The sequence below is a fragment of the Nocardia violaceofusca NBRC 14427 genome (assembly GCF_963869435.1).
Taxonomy (GTDB): Bacteria; Actinomycetota; Actinomycetes; order Mycobacteriales; family Mycobacteriaceae; genus Nocardia; species Nocardia aobensis.
The window spans coordinates 39,073-63,633 of sequence record NZ_CAWMPM010000001.1; the positions used below are offsets into that span (position 1 = coordinate 39,073).

Genomic DNA, 24,561 nt, shown 5'->3' on the forward strand with positions numbered 1-24,561 from the left:
GACGATGCGCGCCGCGGAAAAGGCCGGGCGGACAACGATTCTCGGCGTCGCGGCGACGCGGGGAGAGGTTCGGGCGGCCGGGGTGGTGACGCTGCTCGGGCTCGCCGGGGCGAGGGGCGCGATTCGTCGGACGAGCGTGGACGACGCTCCGGCGCGAGTGGTGCTCGCGGTGCCGGGGGCGCCGGAAAAACGTCGCGGGGCGCCGACCCGAGGCGGGGCACGCGTCAGGATTCGTCTCGCGGCGACAATTCCGCTCAGGGCGCGGACTCTCGTCGTGCGGACCGTGATGTGCGGCGGACCGGTCGCCCCGCGGCCCGGCCCCAGGGACGACGCGGTGTGGTGGGTGACGCTCCCAGGCTGGTCGCCCGGGATGTGCTGCGAGCGGTGCGTGAGCGCGACGCGTACGCCAATCTCGTTCTGCCCGTCCTGTTGCGCGAATACGGATTGTCCGGGCGCGACGCGGCTTTCGCGACCGAACTCGCCTACGGCTCCTGCCGCGCGACGGGCGTCCTCGATGCGGTGATCGCCGAATGCGCGGGACGTCCGATCGCGGAGATCGACGGCCCGCTGCTCGACGTCCTGCGTCTGGGCGTATATCAGCTGCTGCGGACCCGGGTGGGATCGCACGCGGCGGTGGATACGTCGGTCGATCTGGTGCGCACCGAATCCGGAAGCGGCAAAGCCGGTTTCGTCAACGCGGTACTCCGCCGGGCGGCCGCGCGGACACCGGAGCAGTGGGTGGAGGATCTGGCGCCGCGCGATCCGATCGGCCGCGCGGCATTCGAATTCGGGCATCCGGTCTGGATCGCGCAGGCCTTCGCCGACGCACTCGGTGCGCGGGCGGGAGAGCTGCGCGATCTGCTCGCCGCCGACGACGAACGGCCGATCGTGCACCTGGTGGCGCGGCCCGGCGATATCACCGCCGAGGAATTGGCGCTGGTCAGTGGTGGCGAGGAGGGCCGCTGGTCACCGTATGCGGTGTACCTGGACAGCGGCGACCCGGGACAGCTGGAAGCGGTGCGCGAGGGTATGGCCGCGGTCCAGGACGAGGGCAGCCAGCTCGTCGCGTTGTCGCTGACCCGGGCGCCGCTGCTCGGTGCGGACGGCGGGCGCTGGCTCGATCTGTGTGCCGGCCCCGGCGGTAAGACCGCCCTGCTGGGCGCTCTGGCCGATATCGACAGGTATCGGGTCGACGCCGTCGAACCCGCCGAACACCGAGCCGAGCTGGTGCGCAAGGCCACTCGCGGCCTTCCGGTCAGCGTGCATGTGGTCGACGGCCGCGACTCCGGGCTGGAACCCGGCTACGACCGCATCCTGGTCGACGCGCCGTGTACCGGACTGGGCGCGCTGCGCAGGCGCCCGGAGGCGAGGTGGCGGCGCACCCCGGCCGATGTGCGCGACCTGACCACCCTGCAGAGCCAATTGCTCACCGCCGCATGGGATCTGCTGCGCCCGGGCGGTGTGGTGGTGTATTCCACCTGTTCCCCGCACCTGGCCGAAACCGTCTCGGTCGTCTCCGATTTCGTCCGCCGATCCGACGCCGAACAACTCGACACTCGCACGCTGCTGCCCGGAGTCGCCGACACCGGCGACGGTCCCGCCGCTCAGCTGTGGCCCCACCGGCACGGCACCGACGCCATGTTCATGGCCGCTCTGCGCAAACCGCTCTGACACCACGGTTCGCTCAGCCGGCCAGAACCGCGCCGGTGAGCGCGATGCCGGCCACCCACACGGTCGACAGGAGCGCCAGGATCAGCGGGCGCGGCCCGACGCGGCGCAGGGCGGCCAGGCGTACACCCGCGCCCAGGGCGAACATGGCGGCGGTGAGCAGCGCGGTCTGGAGCAGTTTGGCCATGCCGAGTACCGATTCGGGCAGGAGCCCGGTGGTGCGCAGTGCGGCGCAGGCCAGGAAGGCGACGACGAACAGCGGAATCAGGGGCGGCCTGCGGGTGCCGGGCGCGGTGTCCTCGCGGCGCCGGACCTGCCAGCCGATCACCGCCAGCACGGGTGCCAGCAGGACCACCCGCGCCAGTTTGACCACGACCGCGACGGTCAGCGCGGCGCCGCCGATCGCGCCGCCGGTCGCCACGACCTGCGCCACTTCGTGCACGGACCCACCGGCCCAGATCCCGGCGGTGCGATCGTCGAGGCCCAGAGCGCTCGACAGCAGGGGCAGCGCGCCGATCATGATCGTGCCGAAGACGACCACGAGCGCGATCGCGGTCAGCACTTCCTCGTCTTCGGCGTCGACCACGCCGTCCACCGCCGCCGCGGCGGCCGCACCGCAGATGGAGAATCCGCACGCGATCAGCAGTCGCTGCGTCCAGCTCAATCCCAGCAGCCGGCCCATGAACATCGTGCCGCCGATGCCGAGGGCGACGATCGCGACGACCACCGCGATCACGGCGGGCCCGAGCCCGAGAATGTCGGCGAATGTCAGCTGCAGGCCGAGCAGCGCGACGCCGACGCGCAGCAGCCGCTTCGCCGAGAACTGCAGTCCCGGCTGCACCCGGTGCGGCAACGGCACGCAATTGGCGAGCACCGCCCCGACGACGATCGCCAGCAGGAGCGGGCTGACCGTGGGCGTGAACTGGGCGATACCCAGCACGAGCGCGGTCATCGCGACCGTCAGGGTCAATCCGGGGACGATATCCGCCCCGCCGGCCGCGTCCGAGCGCCCGGCAGCGACTCCGCGTCGCCCGAGCCGGGCTCGCCACCGCCGTCGTAGCGTGCGGACGGAGGTCTGCGGGGAGGATTCGATACCGCGCTGCGAACCGACCGCGAGCTTGTCGGTATCAACGGTGTGGTCGGCCGTGCCCGGCTCGGTGGCGCCGGGCACGTCGTCGGCGGCCTCGGCCGCTCGCGAGGAATCCAGACTTGTCATGACGACAACGGTCTCGTGAATCGGTGGGGGCCGGTAGCGGCCGAAACGGCATCGCACTCATATCCTGGTGATATGGGTTGTGCTCAACGCATATGATTGCGGTATGGCCGACGTACGCCCCGACCTGGGTTTCCTCGAGCTGCTGGTCGCCATCGACGACCACGGCAGTCTCGGTGCGGCCGCACGCTCGATCGATATGGCGCAGCCGAACGCCAGCCGTGCGGTGCGCCAGTGGGAGCATCGGCTGGGCCTGGCCCTGTTGCGCCGCTCACCGCGCGGCTCCACGCTGACCCCCGCGGGAACCGTCGTCGTGCACTGGGCGCGCGAGGTACTGGCGGACCTGGACCGGCTACTCGACGCCGCCGCCGCACTGCGCACCGACCAGGAGGCCGAACTCACCGTCGCCGCCAGCATGACGGTCGCGGAATGTCTGCTACCGGGGTGGCTCGGCGCGTTCCGCCGCGGTCATCCGGATGTGAAAGTCCATCTGCAGGTCCACAATTCGCGCCAGGTGTGTGACCGGCTCGTGGCCGGGGAATGCGATCTGGGATTCGTCGAATCGCCGGCGGTGCCCGACGGGTTGCCGCATGTGACCGTCGCGCACGATCGACTGCTCGTCGTGGTGGACCCCGGGCATCCCTGGGCGCGCCGCCGCACACCGCTCACCGTCGCCGAGCTGGCCGCGACACCGCTGGTGGTGCGCGAACCCGGATCCGGGACTCGCAGTACCCTCGACGTCGCGCTGGCCGAATATCCGCGCGCCGAACCACTGCTGGAACTCGGCAGCGCCGCGGCCATCCGCACCAGCGTGCTCGGCGGCGTGGGGCCCGCGGTACTGAGCACGCTGGCGGTCGGCGACCAGCTCGAGCGTGGCGAACTGCGCGCGGTCACCGTCGCGGGCCTGGATCTACGGCGCACCCTGCGCGCGGTGTGGCGTCCACCGCGCAAACTCGGCGGTCCGGCCGGACAACTGGTGTCCGCCATCGTGCACGCCCAGCGGGCCGCTACACCGGATCCGGTGTAGCGTCGGCGTCACTCGCGGGCGCTCTGCTCCCGGAGCCGCGCAAGGGTTTTCGCGAGAATCCGGGAGACGTGCATCTGCGATATCCCCATCCGCTGCGCGATCTGGGTCTGCGTCATCGATTCGAAGAAGCGCATGGTGAGGATGCGTCGTTCCCGTTCGGGCAGGCCCGCGAGCAGCGGCCGGATCGCCACGTACTCCTCGACCCGGTCGAACTGCGACTCCTCTTCGCCGAGGGTGTCCAGCAGCGAGGCCTCGGTATCGCGGCCCACCGACACCGCGTCGATGGAACTGGGCTGATACGCGTTGCCCGCGATGACGGCTTGGGTCACCTCGTCGGGATGGATGTCGAGTTCGGCGGCGATCTCCTTGGCGGTCGGGGAGCGGCCCAGCGACTGCGAGAGCGTATCGATCGCCGAACCGATGCGCAGATGGGTTTCCTTGACCCGCCGGGGAACTCGCATCGCCCAGGTGTTGTCGCGGAAGTAGCGCCGGACCTCGCCCATGATGGTGGGCACCGCGAAGGACAGGAAGTTCGAGCCGCGCGAGACGTCGAAACGGTCGACGGCGTGGACCAACCCGACCCGAGCCACCTGCGTCAGGTCGTCGAACGGTTCGCCGCGGCCGCTGAATTTGCGGGCGATGTGGTCCGCCAACGGAATACAGCGATTGATCAACTCGTCGCGCAGTTCGGCGCGGCGGCCGTCACCGGCCTCCGACAGTGCCTGGAACAGCAGGTTCACATCGTCGTATCCGGAAACCGAACCGGTGACCTCGGCGACCTCGTCACCGTCCTCCTCGTCGTCCGGGGTTGCCTCACCGCCGTCCGTGCGGCCCTCGCCGTCCTCGGCGCCGGTGTCGGGGGATCCGCTCGCGGCCGTACCCGCGGTGTTCTCGGCGTCCTCGGCCTCGAACACGTTGTTCTCGTCGGCCACTACGCCTTCCCCCGGACCCGGCGAAATTCGACCACCGTCGGGTATCCGGAAATCGCCGAATCGAAGGGCTCCTGCGCGACGTCGATGCCGTCGGTGAGCGTCCGCAGTACATGCCAGCCGAAGCTGCGCTGGTCGGGCAGCTTCGAGGTGGCCGCGATGCCGGCCACCCGGACGAGCAGATCGTTGTCGCCGACGGTGAAGCGGCACTGCAGGGTGCTGCCGGGAACGGCGAGTTCGATCAGCGTCGAGCACGCCTCGTCGACGGCCAGCCGGATATCGGCGACCTCGTCGAGCGTGAAATCGCTGAGCAGGACCAGTGTTTCGGCCAATCCGCGCACGATGGGCAGTTGCGACACGGTGGCCGCCACTCCGATTTCGACGGGTGTGCTGCGCAGTCCCTCTTCAGCCGACATGTTGATCACCCTACGAAGGCTACCCAACTTCGCGTCGCGCAATCGCCGACAGTGCCGAAAACCGGTGTGATCGACCCAGTACACTCACGCGCTGTGTCCCTCTCGAATTCCCACTTTCACCGGCCGTCGCCGATGATCGCGCCGTCCATCCTGTCCGCTGATTTCGCTCGTCTGGCGGAGGAGGTACGCGCCGTCGAGGGAGCGGACTGGCTGCACGTCGATGTGATGGACAACCACTTCGTACCGAACCTGACCCTCGGCCTGCCGGTGGTGCAGAGTCTGCTGAAGACCACCGACATCCCGCTGGACTGCCATCTGATGATCGAGGATCCGGCCCGCTGGGCGCCCCCGTACGCGGAGGCCGGTGCCTACAATGTGACCTTCCACGCGGAAGCGACCGACGATCCGGTCGCGGTGGCCCGGGATATCCGCGCCGCCGGCGCCAAGGCCGGATTGTCGGTGAAACCGAATACGCCCATCGAGCCGTACCTGGAAATTCTGCGCAATTTCGACACGCTGCTGGTGATGAGTGTCGAGCCCGGATTCGGCGGTCAGTCGTTCATTCCGCACGTGCTGGAGAAGGCGCGCGCGGTCCGCCGGCTCGTCGACAGCGGTGAATTGCGTCTGGTCGTCGAAATCGACGGCGGCATCAATATGGACACCATCGAAGCCGCCGCCGAGGCCGGTGTGGACTGCTTCGTCGCCGGGTCCGCGGTGTACGGCACGGACGATCCGGCCGCGACCGTGGAAGCCTTGCGCGAGAAGGTCATCGAGGAGCAGGCGGCGCGGCGCTGAGCCGAGCGGCCTCCACGACCGCGGCCATGGGGACGACCGCCTCGAGATGGTCGGGCGTCTGCACCCAGATCCGATAGCCGGTTCGTTCGTCCTCGGCCGAGGGCAGCACCACGTGACTACCCGTGCACGCGACCGTCGTGTACAGCCGGAACAGTTCGGCCGCAACGGATGTGCTGACGCTGGCGGAGCACGACGGGCCGGTGATGAAGGTCCAGCGCCGCGCCCGCGGATGGTGCACGACGGGAGTGACCAGTCCGGACTGGGTGAGCTGGCGCAGGACCCGCTCACCCACATCGGCCGGCATTGTGACCGCGCCGAATTGCTGCCCGATCTCGAGCACGATGTGCCGCGATGCGTCGTCCACCGACGCGGGCAGATGAAAGACGCGGCGATACCGCTCGCAACGATCCGTGAGAGACGTATCGATCACCGTGGTCACGCCGCACCCCCATGAGGTTGTTGTCCAATGAACGGTTGGAATCAACTGCATAACAATATTGCTACCGAATACGCCCTGGTGCAAGCGTTGGGGTTGAATTCGCAGTCACGTGGGTAACAAATTGAATTCGGCTGCGATCCGGGCCGGTAGAAGCCGGATATTCGACCGGTGAAAACCAAAAATTCGATTTCCTTTTCCTGAAATTGTTCGCTATTCCTTTTCGGCATTCGGCGATGTGGCCGTCGCGCGGGGGAGCCGATCAGCCCGCTCGGCGCGTCGCCGATACGGCGCCCGGTTCGGTGCGCTTTTCCGGTCCGAAAGTCTTGAATGTCCGGCCATGACCGGTCGGTAGGACGGCCGGATGTGCTCTGCTACAGCGCGTCGTTACGCTGATGACACCGCGACCCGCGGGGGAATACCCCGGGCCGCCGGCACCGTTTGCGCTAGCGGACGCCCCGACGCGGTGGGCGCCGGGCTGACAGGAGATACGGATGTTCACAGGCATCGTCGAGGAGCTGGGGGAGATCGTCGCCGCCGAGCGGTCCGCGGACGCGGCCAGGCTCACGATTCGCGGCGCGACCGTAACCTCCGATGCCCGCCACGGCGACTCCATCGCGGTCAACGGCGTCTGCCTGACCGTGGTCGACGTGGTCGACGGCGACAGCTTCACCACCGACGTGATGGGGGAGACGCTCAACCGCTCCGGCATCGGCAAACTCGACATCGGCTCGAAGGTGAACCTGGAGCGCGCCGCGGCGGTGAACAGCCGGCTCGGTGGCCACATCGTGCAGGGCCATGTGGACGGCACCGGGGTCATCGTGTCGCGCATCCCCTCCGACAACTGGGAGGTCGTGCGAATCTCGTTGCCCGACAATCTGGCTCGCTATGTGGTCGAGAAGGGGTCGATCACCGTGGACGGCATCTCGCTCACCGTCTCGGCCCTCGGCGTCGACGAGGGCGGCGAACCCGGGCACCGCGACTGGTTCGAGGTCTCGTTGATCCCCACCACCCGCGAGCTCACCACCCTCGGCGCCGCGCCCGCCGGCACCACGGTGAACCTGGAGGTCGACGTCATCGCCAAATATGTCGAGCGGCTCCAGCAGCGTGGCTGACCGGGGCAACCGCGACGTCGTACCGGCGACCCGACCCAGTAGGCTCGAGTCGCACCTATTCCGAAGTGGAGCACAGCAGACGTGACCAGGTTCGACACCATCGAGCGCGCAGTCGCCGATATCGCCGCCGGTAAGGCGGTCGTCGTCGTCGACGACGAGGGCCGGGAGAACGAGGGCGACCTCATCTTCGCCGCGGAGAAGGCGACCCCCGAGCTGGTGGCTTTCATGATCCGATACACCTCCGGCTACATCTGTGTGCCGCTGACCGGTGCGGACTGCGATCGGCTGGGCCTGCCGCCGATGTATTCGATGAACCAGGACAAGCACGGCACCGCCTACACGGTGTCGGTGGACGCGCGAGAGGGCATCAGCACCGGCATCTCGGCCGCCGACCGCGCGACGACCATGCGCCTGCTCGCCGATCCGGCCTCGCGTGCCGACGAGTTCACCCGGCCCGGCCACGTCGTGCCGTTGCGCGCCAAGGACGGCGGGGTGCTGCGGCGGCCCGGCCACACCGAGGCGGCCGTGGATCTGTCCCGGATGGCCGGTCTGAGCCCGGCCGGTGTGATCTGCGAGATCGTCAGCCAGAAGAACGAGGGCGATATGGCCCGCACCGAAGAGTTGCGGATCTTCGCCGACGAGCACGAACTCGCGCTGATCTCGATCGCCGACATGATCGCGTGGCGCCGCAAGCACGAGAAGCAGGTGGAGCGGATCGCCGAGGCGCGCATCCCCACCAAGTACGGCGAATTCAAGGCCGTCGGCTACAAGAGCATCTATGACGACGTCGAACATGTGGCGCTGGTGCGCGGCGATCTGAGCGTCGACTCCGGTGACGATGTCCTGGTGCGCGTGCACTCGGAGTGCCTGACCGGCGACGTGTTCGGCTCGCTGCGCTGCGATTGCGGCCCGCAACTGGATGCCGCGATGGAGATGGTCGCCGCCGAGGGGCGCGGTGTGGTGCTCTACATGCGCGGGCACGAGGGCCGCGGCATCGGCCTGATGCACAAGCTGCAGGCCTATCAGCTGCAGGATTCCGGGCACGACACCGTGGACGCGAATATCGAACTCGGCCTGCCCGCCGATGCCCGCGACTACGGCACCGGGGCGCAGATCCTGGTCGATCTCGGGATCAAGTCGATGCGGCTGCTCACCAACAATCCGGCCAAGCGGGTCGGCCTGGACGGCTACGGCCTGAGCATCACCGAACGGGTGCCGATGCCGGTGCGGGCCAATGCCGAGAATCTGCGGTATCTGCGCACCAAGCGCGACCGGATGGGCCACGACCTGGTCGGCCTGGACGACCTGGACCTCGGCGAGACCGCGCAGTAGTCAGAATTCGTGAGAAGGGGTATCGGTCGATGAGCGGTACGGGTGTACCGGAGTTCGCGCTGGCGGACGCGAAGGACCTGAGGGTCGGCATCGTCGCCTCGCGGTGGCACACCACCATCTGCGATACGTTGCTCGCCAATGCCGAGCGGGTGGCCCGGGAAGCGGGCGTCGAGCAGATCACGGTGGTGCGCTGTGCCGGGGCGATGGAGTTGCCGGTGGTCGCGCAGGCGCTGGCCCGCACCCACGACGCGGTCGTGGCGCTGGGCGTCGTGATCCGCGGGGGGACACCGCATTTCGAATACGTCTGCGATGCGGTGACCGCCGGGCTGACGCGGGTGTCGCTGGACGAGGGCACGCCGGTCACCAACGGGGTGCTCACGGTGAATACCGAGGAGCAGGCCCTCGACCGCGCGGGCCTGCCGGATTCGGCCGAGAACAAAGGCGAGCAGGCGAGTGCCGCGGCCCTGGATGCCGCGCTGACCCTGCGCGCGCTGCGCCGAGAAGCCTGAGCCGATGCCGCCGGTCGTGCATCTGTTCAAACGCGGTCCGCAGCCCCCGGGCGCGGACGGACAGCAGTGGGATCTCGAGGTGCGTCCGCGCCGGGCGGTGCGGACCGCGCGCATCGTGGCGGCCGTGATCGCGGTGTTGTTCATCCTGGCCGGGGTGTTGTCGAGCAATTCGACGACCGGGGTGAACTTCCGCGGCGCCGACCAGGTGGCGATCATCTGCTTCGGATTGCTGCTGGCCGGTGCCGTGCTGCTGCTGACCCGGCCGCGGGTGCGCGTCGGACCGCAGGGCGTCGTCGTGCGCAACATCTTGGGCGACAACGAGTTCCGCTGGGCCGATATCCGCGGCGTCGCGATTCCGGACAAGAAGTCCTGGGCGCGACTGGAATTGGCCGGGGACGAGTACGTTCCGATGCTGGCGATCCGCGTCAACGACAAGGATCACGCCGCCCGCGCGATGGATCGCTTCCGCGAACTCGGCGCGAAATACACCGCCGCACAGCAGGACTGACCGGTCAGCGGGCGTCGCCGAGGACTATGCCCTCCCGACGGGGATCCGCTCCGCCGATCCAGCCGCCGCTCTCGCGCTGCAGGGCGCTGAGCCCGCTGGACTGCGGGTCGACCGAGACCTGATGCCCCATTTCGCGCAGCTTCTGCACCAGCGGATCATGGGCGCCGTTGTCGGTGGCGTCGATCGCCGGATGTTCCCCGCCCACCCCGGTCACCGGTGTGTTCGCCGCGCCGAAGGCCACCTGCGAGACCGCCTGCTGCGGATCCAGATGCCAATCCAGCAGGCCCACCAGCGCTTTCACCACGAACTGGATGATCACCGAACCGCCGGGGGACCCGGCGACATCGACCAGTTGACCGCGGGACCCATCCGGCGTCCGATCGAAGACCAGGGTGGGGCTCATCGAACTGCGCGGCCGCTTCCCGGGCTGCACCCGGTTGGCCAGCGGCACACCCGCCGCATCGGCCGGCTGGGCACTGAAATCGGTGAGCTGGTTGTTCAGGACGAATCCGTCGACCAGATGGAACGAGCCGAACGCCGATTCGACGGTGGTGGTCATGGTCGCGGCGTTGCCGTACCGGTCCACCACGGAGATGTGGCTGGTGCCGTGTTCGGGTTGCTGCACGCCGGTGCCCAGCGGGACCGGGCCGAAGTCACCCGGCTGCGCGGTACCCATGGAATGGTTCGGATCGATGAGCGCGGCCCGCTGCTTCAGATAGTCCTCGTTCACCAGCGCGGCGGGTGAGCCGCCGGGCAGCGGAACGAAATCGGGATCGGCGATGTACTTGTCGCGGTCGGCGTAGGCCAGCCGTTCGGCCTCCGAGATCAGATGCACCGCTTCGGCTTTCGGGACGCCGCCGTTGCGGTCGAGACGGTCTGGGGACAGACCGGCGAGGTCGAAGTTCTCCAGAATCCCGAGGGTCGCGGCGACGGTGATACCCCCCGAGGACGGATTGGGCATCCCGCAGATCCGGTGGGTGCGGTAGTCGGTGCACAGGGCGGTGCGTTTCTTCGCCTGATACCGCGCGAGATCGTCGAGCGAGATCTGACCCGGGGTACGGCCACCACTGGTGGTCGCGGTGGCGTCGACGATGTCGCGGGCGACCGCTCCGGTGTAGAAGGCGTCGGGACCGTCGGAGGCGACGGCGCTCAACGTCTTCGCCATGGCCGGATTGGCGAGGTGGAAGCCTCGCGGTTTGGGGGAGCCGTCCGGTTGCAGGAAGTACTGCCTGGCATTCGCGTCCCGGGCCAGATCCGGGGCCGACTGCGCGATCTGGCTCGCCATCCGGGCGCTGATGTCGAAACCGTTGTCCGCCAGCGAGATCGCGGGACCGAACAGGTCGCGCCAGGACTGCTTGCCGTGGTCGCGATGGGCCGCCTCGAGCAGTCGCAGCACGCCCGGTACGCCGATCGACCGTCCGCTGGCGCGGGTATTCGGTTGCGGCATCGACTGATCGGTGTCGCTGATCCAGCGCAGATAGTTCTCGGTCGCGGCGGCGGGGGCGACCTCGCGACCGTCGTAGGCGTCGACCGATCCGGCCGCGGCGTCGTAATAGAGCAGGAATGCGCCGCCGCCGATGCCGGAGGCCTGCGGTTCGACCAGGCCCAGTACCGTCTGCGCGGCGATCAGCGCGTCGGCCGCGGTGCCGCCGTCGGCCAGAACCTCGCAGGCGGCGTGGGTGGCCAGAGAGTTCGCGGTGGAGACCGCGAAGGTGTGGGTTCGGACCGGGGTCATACCGCTGCGGTAGCCGGTGGCGATCTCGGGATTGGTGGCCAGATTCGTCGCACTCGCCGCCGGTCCCGCCGCGGCCGTGATCGGGGTGCCGTCCGGACCTTCGACGCAGCTTCGGCCGGCCTCGGAGGTGGTGGGCGAGCAGCCCGTGAGCAGCCCGGTGGTCAGCAGCAGGGCGGCGCTCGCGCCGGCCAGAATCGCTCGCGTGCGCCTCATGCAGGCACTTTAACGCGCACCTGCCCCACCACGCCGGGCATCATTCCCACACCGGGTAACGTCGAGCCGCCCCGACCTCGACCAAGGGATCACCCCACCGATGAGCGAGATACCAGCACAGACGCACCTGTCCGCGGAGGACAGCGGCTACCACAAGAGCCTCAAGCCGCGGCAGTTGCAGATGATCGCGATCGGCGGCGCCATCGGCACCGGCCTGTTCCTCGGCGCCGGCGGGAGGCTGGCGCACGCGGGACCGGGACTGTTCCTGGTGTACGCGGTCTGCGGTGTATTCGTCTTCTTCATCCTGCGGGCGCTGGGCGAATTGGTGCTGCACCGGCCTTCGTCGGGGTCGTTCGTCTCCTATGCGCGCGAGTTCTACGGGGAGAAGGCGGCTTTCATCGCCGGCTGGACCTATTTCCTGAACTGGTCCATGACGGGCATCGTCGACACCACCGCGATCGCCACCTATCTTCACTACTGGGGCGCGTTCGGTGCGATCCCGCAGTGGGTGCTGGCGCTGATCGCGCTGTGCCTGGTGCTGAGCGTGAATCTGATCTCGGTCAAATGGTTCGGTGAACTCGAGTTCTGGGCGGCGCTGATCAAGGTCGTCGCGTTGGTGTCGTTCCTGATCATCGGCATCGTCTTCCTCGGCGGGCGATTCCGGGTCGACGGGGCCGCAACGGGTTTCGGGTTGGTCGCGCAGTCCGGTGGCTGGTTCCCGACCGGGGTGCTGCCGCTGGTCACGGTCGCCTCGGGAGTGGTGTTCGCCTACGCCGCGGTGGAGATGGTCGGCACCGCCGCGGGCGAGACCGAGAATCCGCAGCAGATCATGCCGCGCGCCATCAACTCGGTGATCCTGCGTATCGCCGTGTTCTATGTCGGCTCCCTGATCCTGCTGGCCCTGCTGCTGCCCTACACCGCCTACCATGCCGACGAGAGCCCGTTCGTCACCTTCTTCACGAAGTTGGGTGTCCCGCATGCCGGTTCGGTGATGAATCTGGTCGTGCTCACCGCGGCGTTCTCGAGTCTCAACGCCGGTCTGTACTCGACCGGCCGCATTCTGCGCTCGATGGCGGTCAACGGCAGCGCACCGCGATTCACCGCGCGGATGAACAGCCGCGGTGTGCCCTACGGCGGCATCGTGCTGACGAGTGTGATCGCTCTGGTCGGCATCTGGCTCAACTACATCGTGCCGGCGCGCGCCTTCGAGATCGTGCTCAACATCGCGTCGCTGGGCATCCTGTCCTCCTGGGCGACGATCGTGCTGTGCCAGCTGGCGCTGTGGCGGCGCTGGCGGCGTGGTGAGCTGGAACGTCCCGCGTTCCGCATGTTCGGCGCCCCGTATACCGGCATCGCGACCCTGGTCTTCCTGGCCGCGATGCTGGTGCTGATGGCCTTCGATCACCCGGTCGGCACCTGGACGGTCGCGAGTCTGGTGATTCTGATCCCGGCGCTGATCGTCGGCTGGTTCGCGGCCCGCTCGCGGGTACTGGAGGTGGCGCGGCTGCGGGAACCGCCCGAGGACGAGCAGCCGGCCAGGCTGTCGGAATCGGTCCCGGTCGACGACTGAGCCGGCCGGGCGCGGCGGCGGGTCGTCTCAGAGAGTGGCTGTGCTGCTTCGCTTCTCGCGTTCCTCGGCGATGCGACGGCGAGCCTCGGACCAGTCGATCGGCAGGTCGGCGGCGGGGACGGACCAGAACACGAACGTCGATTCGCGCATCACCGCGCGGGCGCGCACGATGGCCGAGGCGTGCGGATCGGTGCGGGCGTAGGCGCCGATCGCCTCCTGATCGGTCCAGGCCGACAGGGTCCAGAACGTGCGGCGGGCGAGGTCGGCCTGCAGAGCGATGCCGAGGGCGCCGGGGGAGCGGCGGGCCTGGCGCCGCAGCACGATCGAGGTCGCGAGGAATCTTGGCACGTGCCGCAGTGACCGGACTTCCAGCCGCGAGGCCATGACGTGGACGGTATCGGTGGTGGGCCGCTCGACGGTGACCCAGGGCAGTGTGGGCATGGCGAAGAACTTTCGACGAGGCGAGTGAATGCTGACGCCTGCCCAACATCGCATGTCGCACGAATCTTGTCAATGACAAGATTCGTGCTCAGGCGTGCACGCTGCGCTCCGCCCGCACATGCCAGCGTCCGTCGTCGGTGCGGGTCAGCCGGATCGGATGGTCGAAACAGGTGCTGATATTGCCGCTCGTCAGCACCTCGTCCACGGGTCCGCTCGCGACGCAACGTCCCGCGCGCAGCAGGAGCGCGTGGGTGGTTCCCGGAGGTAATTCCTCGAGGTGATGGGTGACCAGGACCGACGCCAGTTCCGGATGAGTGGCCTGCAGCAGATCGATCCGGTCGATGAGCTGTTCCCTGCCGCCCACGTCGAGGCCGGTGGCCGGTTCGTCGAGCAGGAGCAGTCGCGGCTCGGCGATCAGCGCCCGGGCGATGAGGGCGCGCCCGCGCTCACCTTGAGACAGAGTGGGCCAGCGGGCGTCGCGGCGAGGGGACAGTCCCATGAGTTCGATCAGCCGATCCGCCTCGGCATCCTCTTCGGGCGTCGGTGACCAGCGCTGCTTGGTATCGGCGGTACCGGTCAGTCCGGTCAGGACCACCTCGTGCGCGGTGAGGGGGTAGGGCGGTGTGTGCCGCGGGTCGACATGCCCGATGGCCGTGCGCAATTCGCGCATATCCACCCGGCCCAGCCGATGGCCGAGGACGTGCACACTGCCGTGGGTGGGATGTTCGAACGCGCCGAGCATCTTCAGCAGTGTGGTCTTGCCGGCGCCGTTGGGGCCCAGTAGCGTCCAATGCTCGCCGGCGCGCACGGTCAGCGACACCGCGGACAGGATCGGATTGCGGTTGCGCACGAAATCTACGGCGTCCACCTGCAGGATGGGGGAGTCGACCATGGGCTCCACGGTAGCAAACTCCTCAGACAAGCTGATAGGTCGCGGGTTGCGCGAACAGCGCTGCGAATACTCGGCAACCGTCGACCGGTCGGTATGTGCCCCGCAATCGGAGCGGTCGGTTCGATCGAGTTGCCGGAAAAGTGATGTGGATCACGATCGGCCGCTACCCTTTTCCCACCCGGTGCTCGTGCGGAATCACAAGAGATTCGTCCCGCGACGAGATGCCGTGGTCAGAAAGGCATCTCGACCATGAGCTCGACCTCGACAGCAGCCGCTCCCACCCTGCTCACCGGATTGTGGCGGCGAAAACTACCGCACTATCCCGATACCCCCGCCCGCTCCTGGTACCTGACGCTCGTGGTGATCACCTCGATCGTGCTGTACTACCAGCTCTTCGTCGCGGGCGCGGTCGGAAATCAGCTGATCGCCTACTTCCACCTCTCCTTCGCCTATTTCGTGTGGATCTTCATCATCGGCGCGGCCTTCGGCGCCGCGGCCTCGGTGGCGGCGGGGCTGCTCGATCGCTGGGGGCGCGCCAATATCGTGGCCTACGGGGTGGTGATCTGTTCGCTGCTCACCCTGTTCGCGCTGCCGGCGACGACCACGAAGATGGCCTATCTCCTCGTCTACTGCGTGGTGAGCGTGGTCGAGGGTGCGGTGCTGGTGGCCACCCCGGCGTTGATCCGGGACTTCTCGCCGCAGCTGGGCCGCGCCTCGGCGATGGGATTCTGGACCCTGGGACCGGTGATCGGCGCACTGGTCACCAGCGAGATCACCGCCCGCACCCTCGACAGCCACCCGGACTGGCAGTTCCACTACCGGCTGTGCGGGGTGATCAGCTGTGCGGTCGCCGTCGTCGCGGTGATCGGATTGCGCGAACTGAGTCCGCGCCTGCGTGATCAGGTGATGGTGAGCCTGCGGGATCGGGCTTTGGTCGAGGCACGGGCCAAGGGGCTGGACGTCGAGGCGCTCGAGCGCGGGCAGTGGCGTCAGATGATGCGCGTCGACGTGGTCGGCTCGGCCCTGGCCATCAGCATCTTCCTGGCATTCTTCTACACCATCGTGTCGTTCCTGCCGGTCTATCTGGCGACGAACTTCGGTTTCACACCGGCGCAGGCCAATGCTCTGGGCAACTGGTACTGGATCGCGAACGCGGTGGCGCTGGTGGTGACCGGCATCGTGTCCGACATCCTCAAGGTGCGCAAACCGTTCATGATCCTGGGCGCCCTGATCAGCATCGTCGGGCTGTACGTCTTCCTCGGCTACACCGATCATCCCGACACCGGCTATTACTCGTTCGCGGTGGTGATGATGGTCATCGCGGTCGGTGGCGGCATCGCCTACGCCACCTGGATGGCGAGCTTCACCGAAACCGTGGAGCGCCACAACCCGGCCGCGACCGCGGTCGGGCTGGCCGTGTGGGGTGGTGTGCTGCGCACGGTGGTGACCTTCACGCTGTTCGGTCTGCTGATGGTGGTCGACGCCGCCGGGCCGCTGGTCAACAACGGTCCGCGACTGCAGGAGATCCAGGCGCAGTACGGACCGCAGCTGGCGACCATCCAGACCGTCGGCGCCGAGACCATGACGCAACTCGGCCGCAATCCCGCCGATCCGGCCGCTCAGATGGCCGCGCTGACGAAGCTGACCGGCGCGGCGCCCGCCGACATCCAGGCCACGATCGCGTTGAACGCCCGCTACCCGCAGGAATTGGCGACCCTGCAGGCGGTGGATCCGGCGACGCTCGGCGCCCTGGCGGCGAATCCGAACGATGCGCGGGCCGCGGGCGCCGCGGTCGGTCAGGTGGCGGCGAAGTTCGGCGTCAGCCCGGCCGAAGCGGCGGGGCGGCTGGCCGCGACCCAGCAGGTGCCGCGTGAGCAGCTCGCGGTCGCGAGTACGGTCGGCCCGAAACTCGTTACCGCGCAATCGCAATTGCAGGCGGTGGCCACCGTGCCGGCCGATGATCTGGCCTATGTCGCCGCGCACGGCCCCGAGGTGAAACAGGCGGCCGCCGATTCGCCGGTGCAGTGGCGGCAGTGGTGGTGGATCTGCCTGATCGCCCAGGTGCTGTTCCTGCCGTTCGTGTTCCTGATGGCCGGGCGCTGGAGTCCGAAGCGGGCCGCCGCCGATGCCGCCGAACACGACCTGCGCGTACGTCAGGAACTCGTGGCGCTGGCGGAAACCGATGGTGCGGCGCAGACCGCGGCAGAGCCGGTCGCGGTCGCCGAAAGTGCGTCCGGCGCAGGTGAATCGGCGGAGGGTGAAGCCGCGCCGCCTGCCGAGCCGGCGCCCGCGGGGTAGTTCCGCGACGCGCATCGAGGTCCGGAACGGGCGGCGCGTACGTTCCGGACCTCGATGGCGGCGATCGTCATGGCGGCGATCGTCGAATGCCGGCGTACGCGCTCGCCGATGCGGTTCAACACCCCAGTTGCTCGGCCAGATCCTCGAAATCGGTGACGTTGAGGTCGAATTCGTCGCTGAATGCGGTGTCCGCCAGGGCCGGATCGCCGAATTCGAGCGGCCGTGCGACGAAGGCGGTGCGGAAGCCGAGGGCGGCCGCGGCCCGGATGTCGTACTTGTGGCTCGCGACCATCATGATCTCGCCCGGCTGGGCGCCGAGGTAGTGCGCGGCCATGCGGTAGGTGCGGGGATCAGGTTTGTGCGCGCCCGCCATCTCTGCGGTGAACACGGCGTGCCACGGGAAATCGCAGTGCCGGGTGATGCTGACGACCGCGTCGACGTCGGCATTCGACAACGTCGCCAGGGTGTAGCGGCGTCGCAGGCGCGTCAGGCCCGGCACCGCGTCCGTCCACGGATCCAGGCGCTTCCACGCGGAATTCAGTTCGGCGCGGGCCTGCGAGGGCGCATCCATCCCGCGCTCGGTGAGGAGTTCGTCGAGTGCCGCGCGATAGATCGAATCGACACTGACCCAGTGGTCACTGACCGCGGCGGTGCCACGGAAATACGCTGCGCGCCAATCGTTCACGAATGCGGACCAGTCCCGGCCGGGATATCGCTGCCCGAGGGTCGCCGCGGCCGCCGCCACGACCGTGGAATGAAAATCGGTGGCGGTGCCCTGGACGTCGAACAGTAGAGCCTTGGGCCGGTCGTTCATGATCGCGATCGTATCGGCGGCCGGGCGGCGAGCCGCGCGGCCGGCACTATCGACCGCCGTGTGATCTGGATAACATCTGACTCGGGGGTCGACTCGGAGACAGCGGGTCCGCGCCGCCGTAGGTGATCGCCCGGCGCGCGAGGCCCGGATGGGAGCGAGACCATGCAGACCCGTACCGATGAGATAGCCGACCGGATCTACCGGATATCCACCTTCGTGCCCGAGGTCGGTCCGACCGGATTCAGCTTCAACCAATTTCTCGTGGTCGATGAGGAGCCACTGCTGTTCCACTGCGGCATGCGCGCGTTGTACCCGCTGGTGAGCGAGCAGATCAACGCTATCGTGCCGGTCGAACGGCTGCGCTGGATCACCTTCGGCCACGTCGAGGCCGACGAATGCGGGGCGATGAACCTGTTCCTCGCCGCCGCGCCGCACGCGCAGGTGGCACACGGAATCCTCGGTTGTCAGGTCTCCCTCGACGATCTCGCCGACCGGCCGCCACGCCCGCTGGCCGACGGGGAGGTCATCGAACTCGGCGAGCGGCGCGTCCGTCATATCGATACTCCGCACGCACCACACAACTGGGAGTCGCGGGTGCTCTACGAGGAGACCACGGGTGTGCTGTTCTGCGGTGATCTCATGACCCAGGTCGGCGACGGGCCCGCACTGACGGAATCCGACGTGGTCGGTCCGGCCGTCCTCGCCGAGGACGTCTTCCGGGCGACGTCACTGGGGCCCGCGGTACCGGCCGCCCTGTACGGATTGGCGGAGTTGAATCCGGCGACCCTCGCGGTGATGCACGGCTCCAGCTTCGCCGGGGACGGCGCCGCCGCGCTGCGGGCACTGGCGGCCGACTACGAGAGACGCTTGCTTCCGGCATGATCGGTTGCGCGCCGGATCGGGGCGCCTCGATCCCGCGCGCAACGGCGGGGTGGGTGTATGCCGACGCGACACCGGGTATGCCGTAGGCGCGCCCGGGCGGCGGGTACGGCCCTACACTCGGCACACACATTCGACGGAGGTGATCGGCGGTGCATCCCCAGGATCCGCGTGAGCAGCACACCACGCGGTACGAAAGCGGTTATCAGCCGGGCGGGTATCAGGAACCCGCCTACCAGCAGGATCCCGCTTACCAGCCCTACCGGACGCCGGGCGGAGCGCCGCCGGCACCCCGGCGGCCCGAGGTGAACGTGGGCATGTTCGCGGGCGGGGTGCTCGCCACCGCGGTCGTCACCGCGCTGGCGGCGTGGCTGTGCGCGTGGATCATCGACGTCGTCGCCACCCGTGCCACCGAGAGCGGCAAATTCGGCGTCTGGAACCCGATGGCCGAGCAGGGCTACTGGTTCGCCGTGGTCGCGTTCCTGTGCGCCCTGCTCGCCGGCGTGCTCTGGTACCTGCTGCATCTGGGCACGCCGTCGCCGGACATGTTCTTCGCCTGGATCGTCGGGATCCTCATCGCGGCGGCGGTGGTCATTCCGCTGACGCTGTCCAGCGATATCTGGGTGGGAGTGTCCACCGCCATCGAACATCTGGTGATCGGCCTGCCGATCTTCAGCCTGACCCGCACCGTCGGCGCGAAGAGCCTGGAGCGCCCCTAACGCGGCTGCCGGGCCAACGCGAGCCCGGCCGCGCGACCGGAGAAGATGCACCCGCCGAGGAAGGTGCCTTCCAGCGCGTTGTAGCCGTGGACGCCACCGCCGCCGAAGCCGGCGACCTCACCCGCGGCGTACAGGCCGGGGAAGGGGGCGCCGTCGGAGCGGATCACCTGCGAGTCGAGGTTGGTCTGCAGACCGCCCAGCGTTTTGCGGGTCAGCACGTTCAGGCGTACCGCGATCAGCGGACCGTGCGCGGGATCGAGAATGCGGTGCGGTGCCGCGACCCGGCCCAGTTTGTCGCCGAGTGAGCGTCGCGCGTTGGCGACCGCCATCAACTGCGCGTCCTTGCTGTATTTGTTGTCCAGTTCGCGATCCCGGGCGACGATCTGGTGTTCCAGCGCGGCCAGGTCCAGCTGCGGGCCGCGTGCGATCTCGTTCATGCCGCGCACCAGTTCCGGCAGGGTGTCGGCGACGACGAAGTCCACGCCGTGCCGTTTGAACGCCTCGACCGGGCCGGGAGCACCTTTGGCCGCGCGGCTCTTGAGCGTGAGTTTGAGGTCCTTGCCGGTGATGTCGGGATTCTGCTCGGAACCCGAGAGCGCGAACTCCTTCTCGATGATCGACTGGGTGAGCACGAACCACGAGTAGTCGTAGCCGGTGTCGAGGATCGCCTTCATCGTGGTATTCGTGTCGAAACCAGGGAAACACGGTGCGGGCAAACGCTTTCCGTTCGCGTCGAACCACAGCGACGACGGTCCCGGGATGATGCGGATGGCGTGATCGGGCCAGATCGGATCCCAGTTGTGAATGCCCTCGGTGTAGTGCCACATCCGGTCGCGGTTCACGATGCGCCCGCCGGCCGATTCGGAGATCGCGAGCATGCGGCCGTCGACATGGGCGGGCACGCCGGAAATCATGGTCTGCGGGCAAGGGCCGAGCCGTTCGGTGGGCCAGTTCTTCCGGATCAGGTCGTGGTTGTGGCCGATGCCGCCGGAGGACACCAGCACCGCCGGAGCGCGGAATTCGAACTCGCCCACCGTCGTTCGCGACGAGGCCACGCCTCGATCCAGGTCGCTCGGTTCCAGCACGCTGCCCCGGACGCCGACCACCGCGTCGTCCTCGACGATCAGATCGTCGACCCGGTGCCGGAACGCGAATTCGACCAGTCCGCGCTGCTCCGCGGCCAGGACCGGTTCCAGGAAGACGCGCAGCACCTCCGGCCCGGTGCCCCAGGTGAGGTGGAAGCGTGGCACCGAATTGCCGTGCCCGTCGGCGGTGGCGCCGCCGCGTTCGGCCCAGCCGACCAGGGGAGTCACCCGCAAGCCGAGATCGTGCAGGTACTGCCGCTTCTCCCCGGCGGCGAACTCGACGTAGGCGCGCGCCCACTGGCGAGCCCAGTGGTCCTCGTCGTCGCGATCGAATCCCGCCGAACCCAGCCAGTCCTGCCAGGCCAGCGCGAAGGAGTCCTTGATGCCGAGGCGCCGCTGTTCCGGGCTGTCGACGAGGAACAATCCGCCCAGCGACCAGAACGCCTGCCCACCGAGATTGTTGCGATTCTCCTGGTCGAGTACCAGCACCCGCCGTCCGGCGCGCGTCAGCTCGTAGGTGGCCACCAGTCCGGCCAGCCCGGCTCCGACGACGATGACATCCGGCTGTTGTGACGGTGCCACGGGCACTCCTCCGCATTCGGGGCGATTTGGATACATTCGTGTATCGAACGTGTTCAAGGTAGCAGATTCGAGCCGTCGTGAGCCCGGCTCCGGCATATCTGTCGGTGGCCCATGGCAGATTCGGTGCGTGCGCACCATCACCTCCGCCGCGGCCCGCCGGGCCGCACTCGCCGCCCAGGGATTCGCCACCGCCGCCCGCGACCGCGCGGACGGGTCTGGTGGCGCGAGCCGCCGCACCGTGCTCGGCGTCGTCCGTAATACCAAACTGCTGCAACTGGATTCGGTCGCGGCGGTGGTCCGGGCACAGTACGCGCCGGTGTTCGCCCGGATCGGCGCCTACGATCGCACGCTGCTCGACGAGGCGATATGGGAACACAGCGCGCGGCGGCCGCGCCGGCTCGTGGAGTACTGGGCACACGAGGCGGCGCTGATTCCGGTCGAGGATTGGCCGCTGCTGCGGTGGCGGATGGCCGGTTACGCGCACGGCCGCTGGGGCGGGGCGCGCGGGGTACTCGACGAGAATCCCGATCTGCCCGGCCGTGTACTGAACGTGATCGACCAGGTCGGTGCGTGTACCGCGGCGGAGGTGGAACGGCAGCTCGAGCTGAATCGCCCGCGGCGCAAGGATCATTGGGGCTGGAACCACAGCGATACCAAGGTGGTGTGCGAGATGTTGTTCGCCACCGGGGAGCTCTCGGTGGACAAGCGGGTCGGCTTCCAGCGGCACTACGACCTCACCGAGCGCGTGCTGCCGGCCGAGGTCGTGAGCCGCCGCGTCGACGAAGCGGACGCCGTGCGTGCGCTGGTCCTGCGGGCCGCCGACGCGTTGGGGGTGGCCACCGAGACCGACCTGCGCGACTACTACCGGCTGCATCGGCGGCAGTGTGAACCGGCGCTGGCCGAGCTGGTCGACGCCGGAGAACTCGAGCCGGTGCGGGTGGACGGCTGGGACAAGCCGGCCTACCTGCGTACCGGGGCCCGGCTCCCGCGGCGGGTCGACGGCGCCGCCCTGCTGTGCCCGTTCGACCCGCTGATCTTCTTCCGGCCTCGGACCGAGCGGCTGTTCGATTTCCACTACCGGATCGAGATCTACACCCCGGAACACAAACGGGTGCACGGCTATTACGTCTTTCCGTTCCTGCTCGACGGTGAACTCGTCGGCCGGGTGGACCTGCGCGCGGATCGTGCGACCGGCCGGCTGCACGTGCTCGGGGCCTTCGCCGAACCCGATCGGCCCCACGCGCGCGTCGCTTACGAACTGGCCGGGCAATTGGAGGCGATGGCCGGGTGGCTCGAGCTCGAGACCGTGGTGGTCGGCGAACGCGGGGATCTGGCGGCGGCGCTGGCCGTCGAAGTGGCTGCCCGCGAACGGCTTTCGGCGCCGGCCGGGGTCAGCTTCGCGGAACCGGGGTGATACCCGGGACCGCCGCGTCGGGAGATGTGACCGCGGTCCGGGCTGCCTCGGCCTCCTCCGCGGCGCGACCCCATCGCCCGGCCAGTGCGGCACAGGTGATCAGCTGGATCTGGTGGAAGATCATGAGCGGCAACACGATCAGGCCCACCGGATGGCCGGCGAACAGGACCGTCGCCATCGGCAGGCCGGTGGCCAGACTCTTCTTGGATCCGCAGAAGATCACCACGATGCGGTCGGCCCGGTCGAATCCGAGCAGCCGGGCCGCTCCCGCCGTCACGCCCAGCACCACCGCCAGCAGGACGATCGCCACGCCTGCGACCGCCAGCAGGCGACCCACGGCCAGTCCCTGCCAGACGTGCTCGACCATGCCCGCGCTGAAGGCCGCGTAGACGACGAGATACACCGAACCGCGATCGACGACCTTGGTGAGGGTGGTGTGCGCCAATAGCCGATGCAGCTTCGGTCGCAGCAGCTGACCGGCGATGAAGGGCAGCAGCAACTGCACCACGATCTCCACGATCGACATCGGCGAGACGGTGGCGTCACCGGTGGTCTGCATCAGCAGCATCACGAGCAGGGGTGTCAGGAAGACGCCCAGCAGGTTCGACACCGACGCGCTGACCACCGCGGCCGCGACATTGCCCCGCGCGATGGCGGTGAAGGCGATCGAGGACTGCACCGTCGAGGGCAGCAGGCACAGGTACAGCATTCCGGTGTAGAGCTCGTCGCTGAGCACCGAGGGGACCAGCAGTCGCATCGCCAGGCCGAGCAGCGGGAACAGGACGTAGGTCGCGGTGAGCACCGTGGTGTGCAGCCGCCAGTGCCGCAGGCCCGCGAGCGCCTCGCGCGGTTCGAGCCGGGTGCCGTACAGCAGGAACAACACCGCGATCGCTACCTTGGTGACCCACGCCAGGACGTCGGCCGCGCCGCCGCGAGCGGGCAGGATCAGGCCGATGGCCATCGCCGCGAACAAGCCCAGCAGGAAGCCGTCGATACGGAGTTTGGCCAGCAACGTCACCTCGCCACGGTACGGCGCGACCCACTGATCGCCAAAGCCGATGGAAGCGATATCTATGAACGAGTAACGTGATGAGTGTGTTCGATCCGGAATTGCTGCGCACCTTCCTGGCGGTCGAACGCGCCGGCGGGTTCACCGCGGCGGGCCGCATCCTCGGCCTGCGCCAGTCCACGGTCAGCGGGCATATCGCGCGGCTCGAGCAGGCCGCGGGCCGCGAACTGATCCGCCGTGACACCCGCAATCTGGCGTTGACCGCTGACGGGGCCGCGATGGTCGGCTTCGCGCGCAGCATCCTCGACGCACAGGCTCAGGCCGACCGGTACTTCTCCGATTCCCGCCTCACCGGACTGATCCGGCTGGGCGCTTCCGACGACCTGGTGGCCCGTGAACTGCCCGACGTCCTGCTGGAATTTCAGCGTTCGCATCCGGGCGTGGATCTGGAACTGATCGTCGGGCTCAGCGAGAACCTCAAGACGAGGATGGCGGCGGGCGAGCTGGACCTGATGGTGGCCAAGCGGCTGCCCGGCGAGCGGCACGGGGAACTGCTGTGGCGCGACCGGCTGGTGTGGGCCGGGCGCTCGGGCATCGGCGACATCGTCGATCCGGTGCCCGTCGTGACCTATCCGCCGCCGAGCCTGACCCGGCACGTGGCACTGCGCGCACTCGAACGGGAGGGCCGGACCTGGCGGATCGCCTGCGTCAGTGACAGTCAGCTCGGGCTGCGGGCCGCCGTGCTGGCCGGCCTGGGAGTCGTGGCGCACGCCGAAACCCTTCTTCCGCCAGGGCTTTTCGCGGTCGAGGACGAGAAGCTGCCGGAATTGGGTGAGCTGGAGTTCGTGCTGCTGCGCCGGCACAGCCGGCTCTCCGAACCCGAACAGGCACTCTGCGACGCGATCCTCGCCGGCGCCCATCGGATGCACCGATGACGAGGGCGGTCCGCGCGTCAACCGCTG

At 68.6% G+C, this 24,561-nt stretch carries 23 protein-coding genes; 13 read left to right on the forward strand and 10 right to left on the reverse strand.

What is annotated here, in order from left to right; translation table 11 throughout:
- Positions 1-288 precede the first annotated feature (288 nt).
- A complete protein-coding gene (locus AC5592_RS00205) occupies positions 289-1,671 on the forward strand; it encodes an RsmB/NOP family class I SAM-dependent RNA methyltransferase (RefSeq protein WP_063063009.1) in 1,383 nt (460 codons plus the stop codon).
- Positions 1,672-1,684: 13 nt separating this feature from the next.
- Here the strand turns inward: AC5592_RS00205 and AC5592_RS00210 are convergent, their stop codons facing one another.
- A complete protein-coding gene (locus AC5592_RS00210) occupies positions 1,685-2,884 on the reverse strand; it encodes a YeiH family protein (RefSeq protein ID WP_083870831.1) in 1,200 nt (399 codons plus the stop codon).
- Between the two features lie 103 nt (positions 2,885-2,987).
- Here AC5592_RS00210 and AC5592_RS00215 point away from each other — a divergent pair, with 103 nt between their 5' ends.
- Positions 2,988-3,908, forward strand: coding sequence for a LysR family transcriptional regulator (locus AC5592_RS00215; protein ID WP_063063172.1), 921 nt, complete (start codon positions 2,988-2,990; stop codon positions 3,906-3,908).
- A gap of 8 nt (positions 3,909-3,916) precedes the next feature.
- Here the strand turns inward: AC5592_RS00215 and AC5592_RS00220 are convergent, their stop codons facing one another.
- The gene (locus tag AC5592_RS00220) at positions 3,917-4,648 is read right to left on the reverse strand and encodes an RNA polymerase sigma factor SigF (protein ID WP_051024711.1); all 732 of its coding nucleotides are present in this window, start codon (positions 4,646-4,648) and stop codon (positions 3,917-3,919) included.
- Between the two features lie 191 nt (positions 4,649-4,839).
- Positions 4,840-5,262 carry an ATP-binding protein gene (locus AC5592_RS00225; RefSeq protein WP_036502614.1) on the reverse strand — a complete coding sequence of 141 codons (423 nt, stop codon included), beginning with the start codon at positions 5,260-5,262 and terminating at the stop codon, positions 4,840-4,842.
- Between the two features lie 123 nt (positions 5,263-5,385).
- Here AC5592_RS00225 and rpe point away from each other — a divergent pair, with 123 nt between their 5' ends.
- Positions 5,386-6,048: a ribulose-phosphate 3-epimerase gene (rpe, locus tag AC5592_RS00230; protein ID WP_036502611.1), complete on the forward strand. Its 663-nt coding sequence runs from the start codon at positions 5,386-5,388 to the stop codon at positions 6,046-6,048.
- On the opposite strand, the gene AC5592_RS00235 is transcribed toward rpe, so the two are convergent.
- A complete protein-coding gene (locus AC5592_RS00235; RefSeq protein WP_036502608.1) occupies positions 6,020-6,487 on the reverse strand; it encodes a hypothetical protein in 468 nt (155 codons plus the stop codon). The genes rpe and AC5592_RS00235 overlap by 29 nt on opposite strands.
- A gap of 491 nt (positions 6,488-6,978) precedes the next feature.
- On the opposite strand from AC5592_RS00235, the gene AC5592_RS00240 reads away from it, so the two are divergent.
- The 4 genes from AC5592_RS00240 (at position 6,979) to AC5592_RS00255 (ending at position 9,948) form a co-directional block, all read left to right on the forward strand.
- A complete protein-coding gene (locus tag AC5592_RS00240) occupies positions 6,979-7,599 on the forward strand; it encodes a riboflavin synthase (RefSeq protein ID WP_036502606.1) in 621 nt (206 codons plus the stop codon).
- Between the two features lie 81 nt (positions 7,600-7,680).
- Positions 7,681-8,931, forward strand: coding sequence for a bifunctional 3,4-dihydroxy-2-butanone-4-phosphate synthase/GTP cyclohydrolase II (locus AC5592_RS00245; protein WP_036502604.1), 1,251 nt, complete (start codon positions 7,681-7,683; stop codon positions 8,929-8,931).
- 29 nt (positions 8,932-8,960) lie between these two features.
- Positions 8,961-9,440: a 6,7-dimethyl-8-ribityllumazine synthase gene (gene ribH / locus AC5592_RS00250; protein ID WP_036502603.1), complete on the forward strand. Its 480-nt coding sequence runs from the start codon at positions 8,961-8,963 to the stop codon at positions 9,438-9,440.
- A 4-nt stretch (positions 9,441-9,444) separates the two neighbouring features.
- Entirely contained in the window at positions 9,445-9,948 is a 504-nt protein-coding gene (locus tag AC5592_RS00255) for a PH domain-containing protein (protein WP_083870829.1), read from the forward strand.
- A 4-nt stretch (positions 9,949-9,952) separates the two neighbouring features.
- On the opposite strand, the gene ggt is transcribed toward AC5592_RS00255, so the two are convergent.
- A complete protein-coding gene (gene ggt / locus AC5592_RS00260) occupies positions 9,953-11,896 on the reverse strand; it encodes a gamma-glutamyltransferase (protein WP_063063011.1) in 1,944 nt (647 codons plus the stop codon).
- A 100-nt stretch (positions 11,897-11,996) separates the two neighbouring features.
- On the opposite strand from ggt, the gene AC5592_RS00265 reads away from it, so the two are divergent.
- Positions 11,997-13,466, forward strand: a complete 1,470-nt coding sequence (locus tag AC5592_RS00265; RefSeq protein ID WP_036502599.1) for an amino acid permease — start codon at positions 11,997-11,999, stop codon at positions 13,464-13,466.
- Positions 13,467-13,493: 27 nt separating this feature from the next.
- Here AC5592_RS00265 and AC5592_RS00270 read toward each other — a convergent pair whose 3' ends face one another.
- Together AC5592_RS00270 and AC5592_RS00275 are read right to left on the reverse strand one after the other, a co-directional pair.
- Positions 13,494-13,907 (reverse strand): DUF3291 domain-containing protein, encoded by a 414-nt coding sequence (locus tag AC5592_RS00270; protein ID WP_063063012.1) that lies wholly within the window; start codon positions 13,905-13,907, stop codon positions 13,494-13,496.
- A gap of 88 nt (positions 13,908-13,995) precedes the next feature.
- Positions 13,996-14,799 carry an ABC transporter ATP-binding protein gene (locus AC5592_RS00275; protein ID WP_036502595.1) on the reverse strand — a complete coding sequence of 268 codons (804 nt, stop codon included), beginning with the start codon at positions 14,797-14,799 and terminating at the stop codon, positions 13,996-13,998.
- A 249-nt stretch (positions 14,800-15,048) separates the two neighbouring features.
- On the opposite strand from AC5592_RS00275, the gene AC5592_RS00280 reads away from it, so the two are divergent.
- On the forward strand, positions 15,049-17,097 hold the full coding sequence (locus tag AC5592_RS00280) for an MFS transporter (protein WP_083870828.1): 2,049 nt from the start codon (positions 15,049-15,051) through the stop codon (positions 17,095-17,097).
- A gap of 115 nt (positions 17,098-17,212) precedes the next feature.
- Here the strand turns inward: AC5592_RS00280 and AC5592_RS00285 are convergent, their stop codons facing one another.
- Complete coding sequence (locus AC5592_RS00285) at positions 17,213-17,911, reverse strand: haloacid dehalogenase type II (RefSeq protein WP_036502592.1); 699 nt, start codon at positions 17,909-17,911, stop codon at positions 17,213-17,215.
- A gap of 162 nt (positions 17,912-18,073) precedes the next feature.
- Here AC5592_RS00285 and AC5592_RS00290 point away from each other — a divergent pair, with 162 nt between their 5' ends.
- Both AC5592_RS00290 and AC5592_RS00295 read left to right on the forward strand, forming a co-directional pair.
- Positions 18,074-18,793 carry an MBL fold metallo-hydrolase gene (locus AC5592_RS00290; RefSeq protein ID WP_036502590.1) on the forward strand — a complete coding sequence of 240 codons (720 nt, stop codon included), beginning with the start codon at positions 18,074-18,076 and terminating at the stop codon, positions 18,791-18,793.
- Between the two features lie 149 nt (positions 18,794-18,942).
- Positions 18,943-19,509, forward strand: coding sequence for a hypothetical protein (locus tag AC5592_RS00295; RefSeq protein ID WP_036502588.1), 567 nt, complete (start codon positions 18,943-18,945; stop codon positions 19,507-19,509).
- On the opposite strand, the gene AC5592_RS00300 is transcribed toward AC5592_RS00295, so the two are convergent.
- A complete protein-coding gene (locus AC5592_RS00300; protein ID WP_036502586.1) occupies positions 19,506-21,176 on the reverse strand; it encodes an FAD-binding dehydrogenase in 1,671 nt (556 codons plus the stop codon). The two genes, AC5592_RS00295 and AC5592_RS00300, sit on opposite strands and share 4 nt — an antisense overlap.
- 127 nt (positions 21,177-21,303) lie before the next feature.
- Here AC5592_RS00300 and AC5592_RS00305 point away from each other — a divergent pair, with 127 nt between their 5' ends.
- Entirely contained in the window at positions 21,304-22,590 is a 1,287-nt protein-coding gene (locus tag AC5592_RS00305; protein ID WP_063063013.1) for a winged helix-turn-helix domain-containing protein, read from the forward strand.
- Here the strand turns inward: AC5592_RS00305 and AC5592_RS00310 are convergent.
- Positions 22,568-23,608: a bile acid:sodium symporter family protein gene (locus tag AC5592_RS00310; RefSeq protein WP_051024701.1), complete on the reverse strand. Its 1,041-nt coding sequence runs from the start codon at positions 23,606-23,608 to the stop codon at positions 22,568-22,570. The two genes, AC5592_RS00305 and AC5592_RS00310, sit on opposite strands and share 23 nt — an antisense overlap.
- A 71-nt stretch (positions 23,609-23,679) precedes the next feature.
- Between AC5592_RS00310 and AC5592_RS00315 the strand changes: the two genes are divergently transcribed.
- Positions 23,680-24,534, forward strand: a complete 855-nt coding sequence (locus AC5592_RS00315; RefSeq protein ID WP_063009033.1) for a LysR family transcriptional regulator — start codon at positions 23,680-23,682, stop codon at positions 24,532-24,534.
- Positions 24,535-24,561 lie beyond the last annotated feature (27 nt).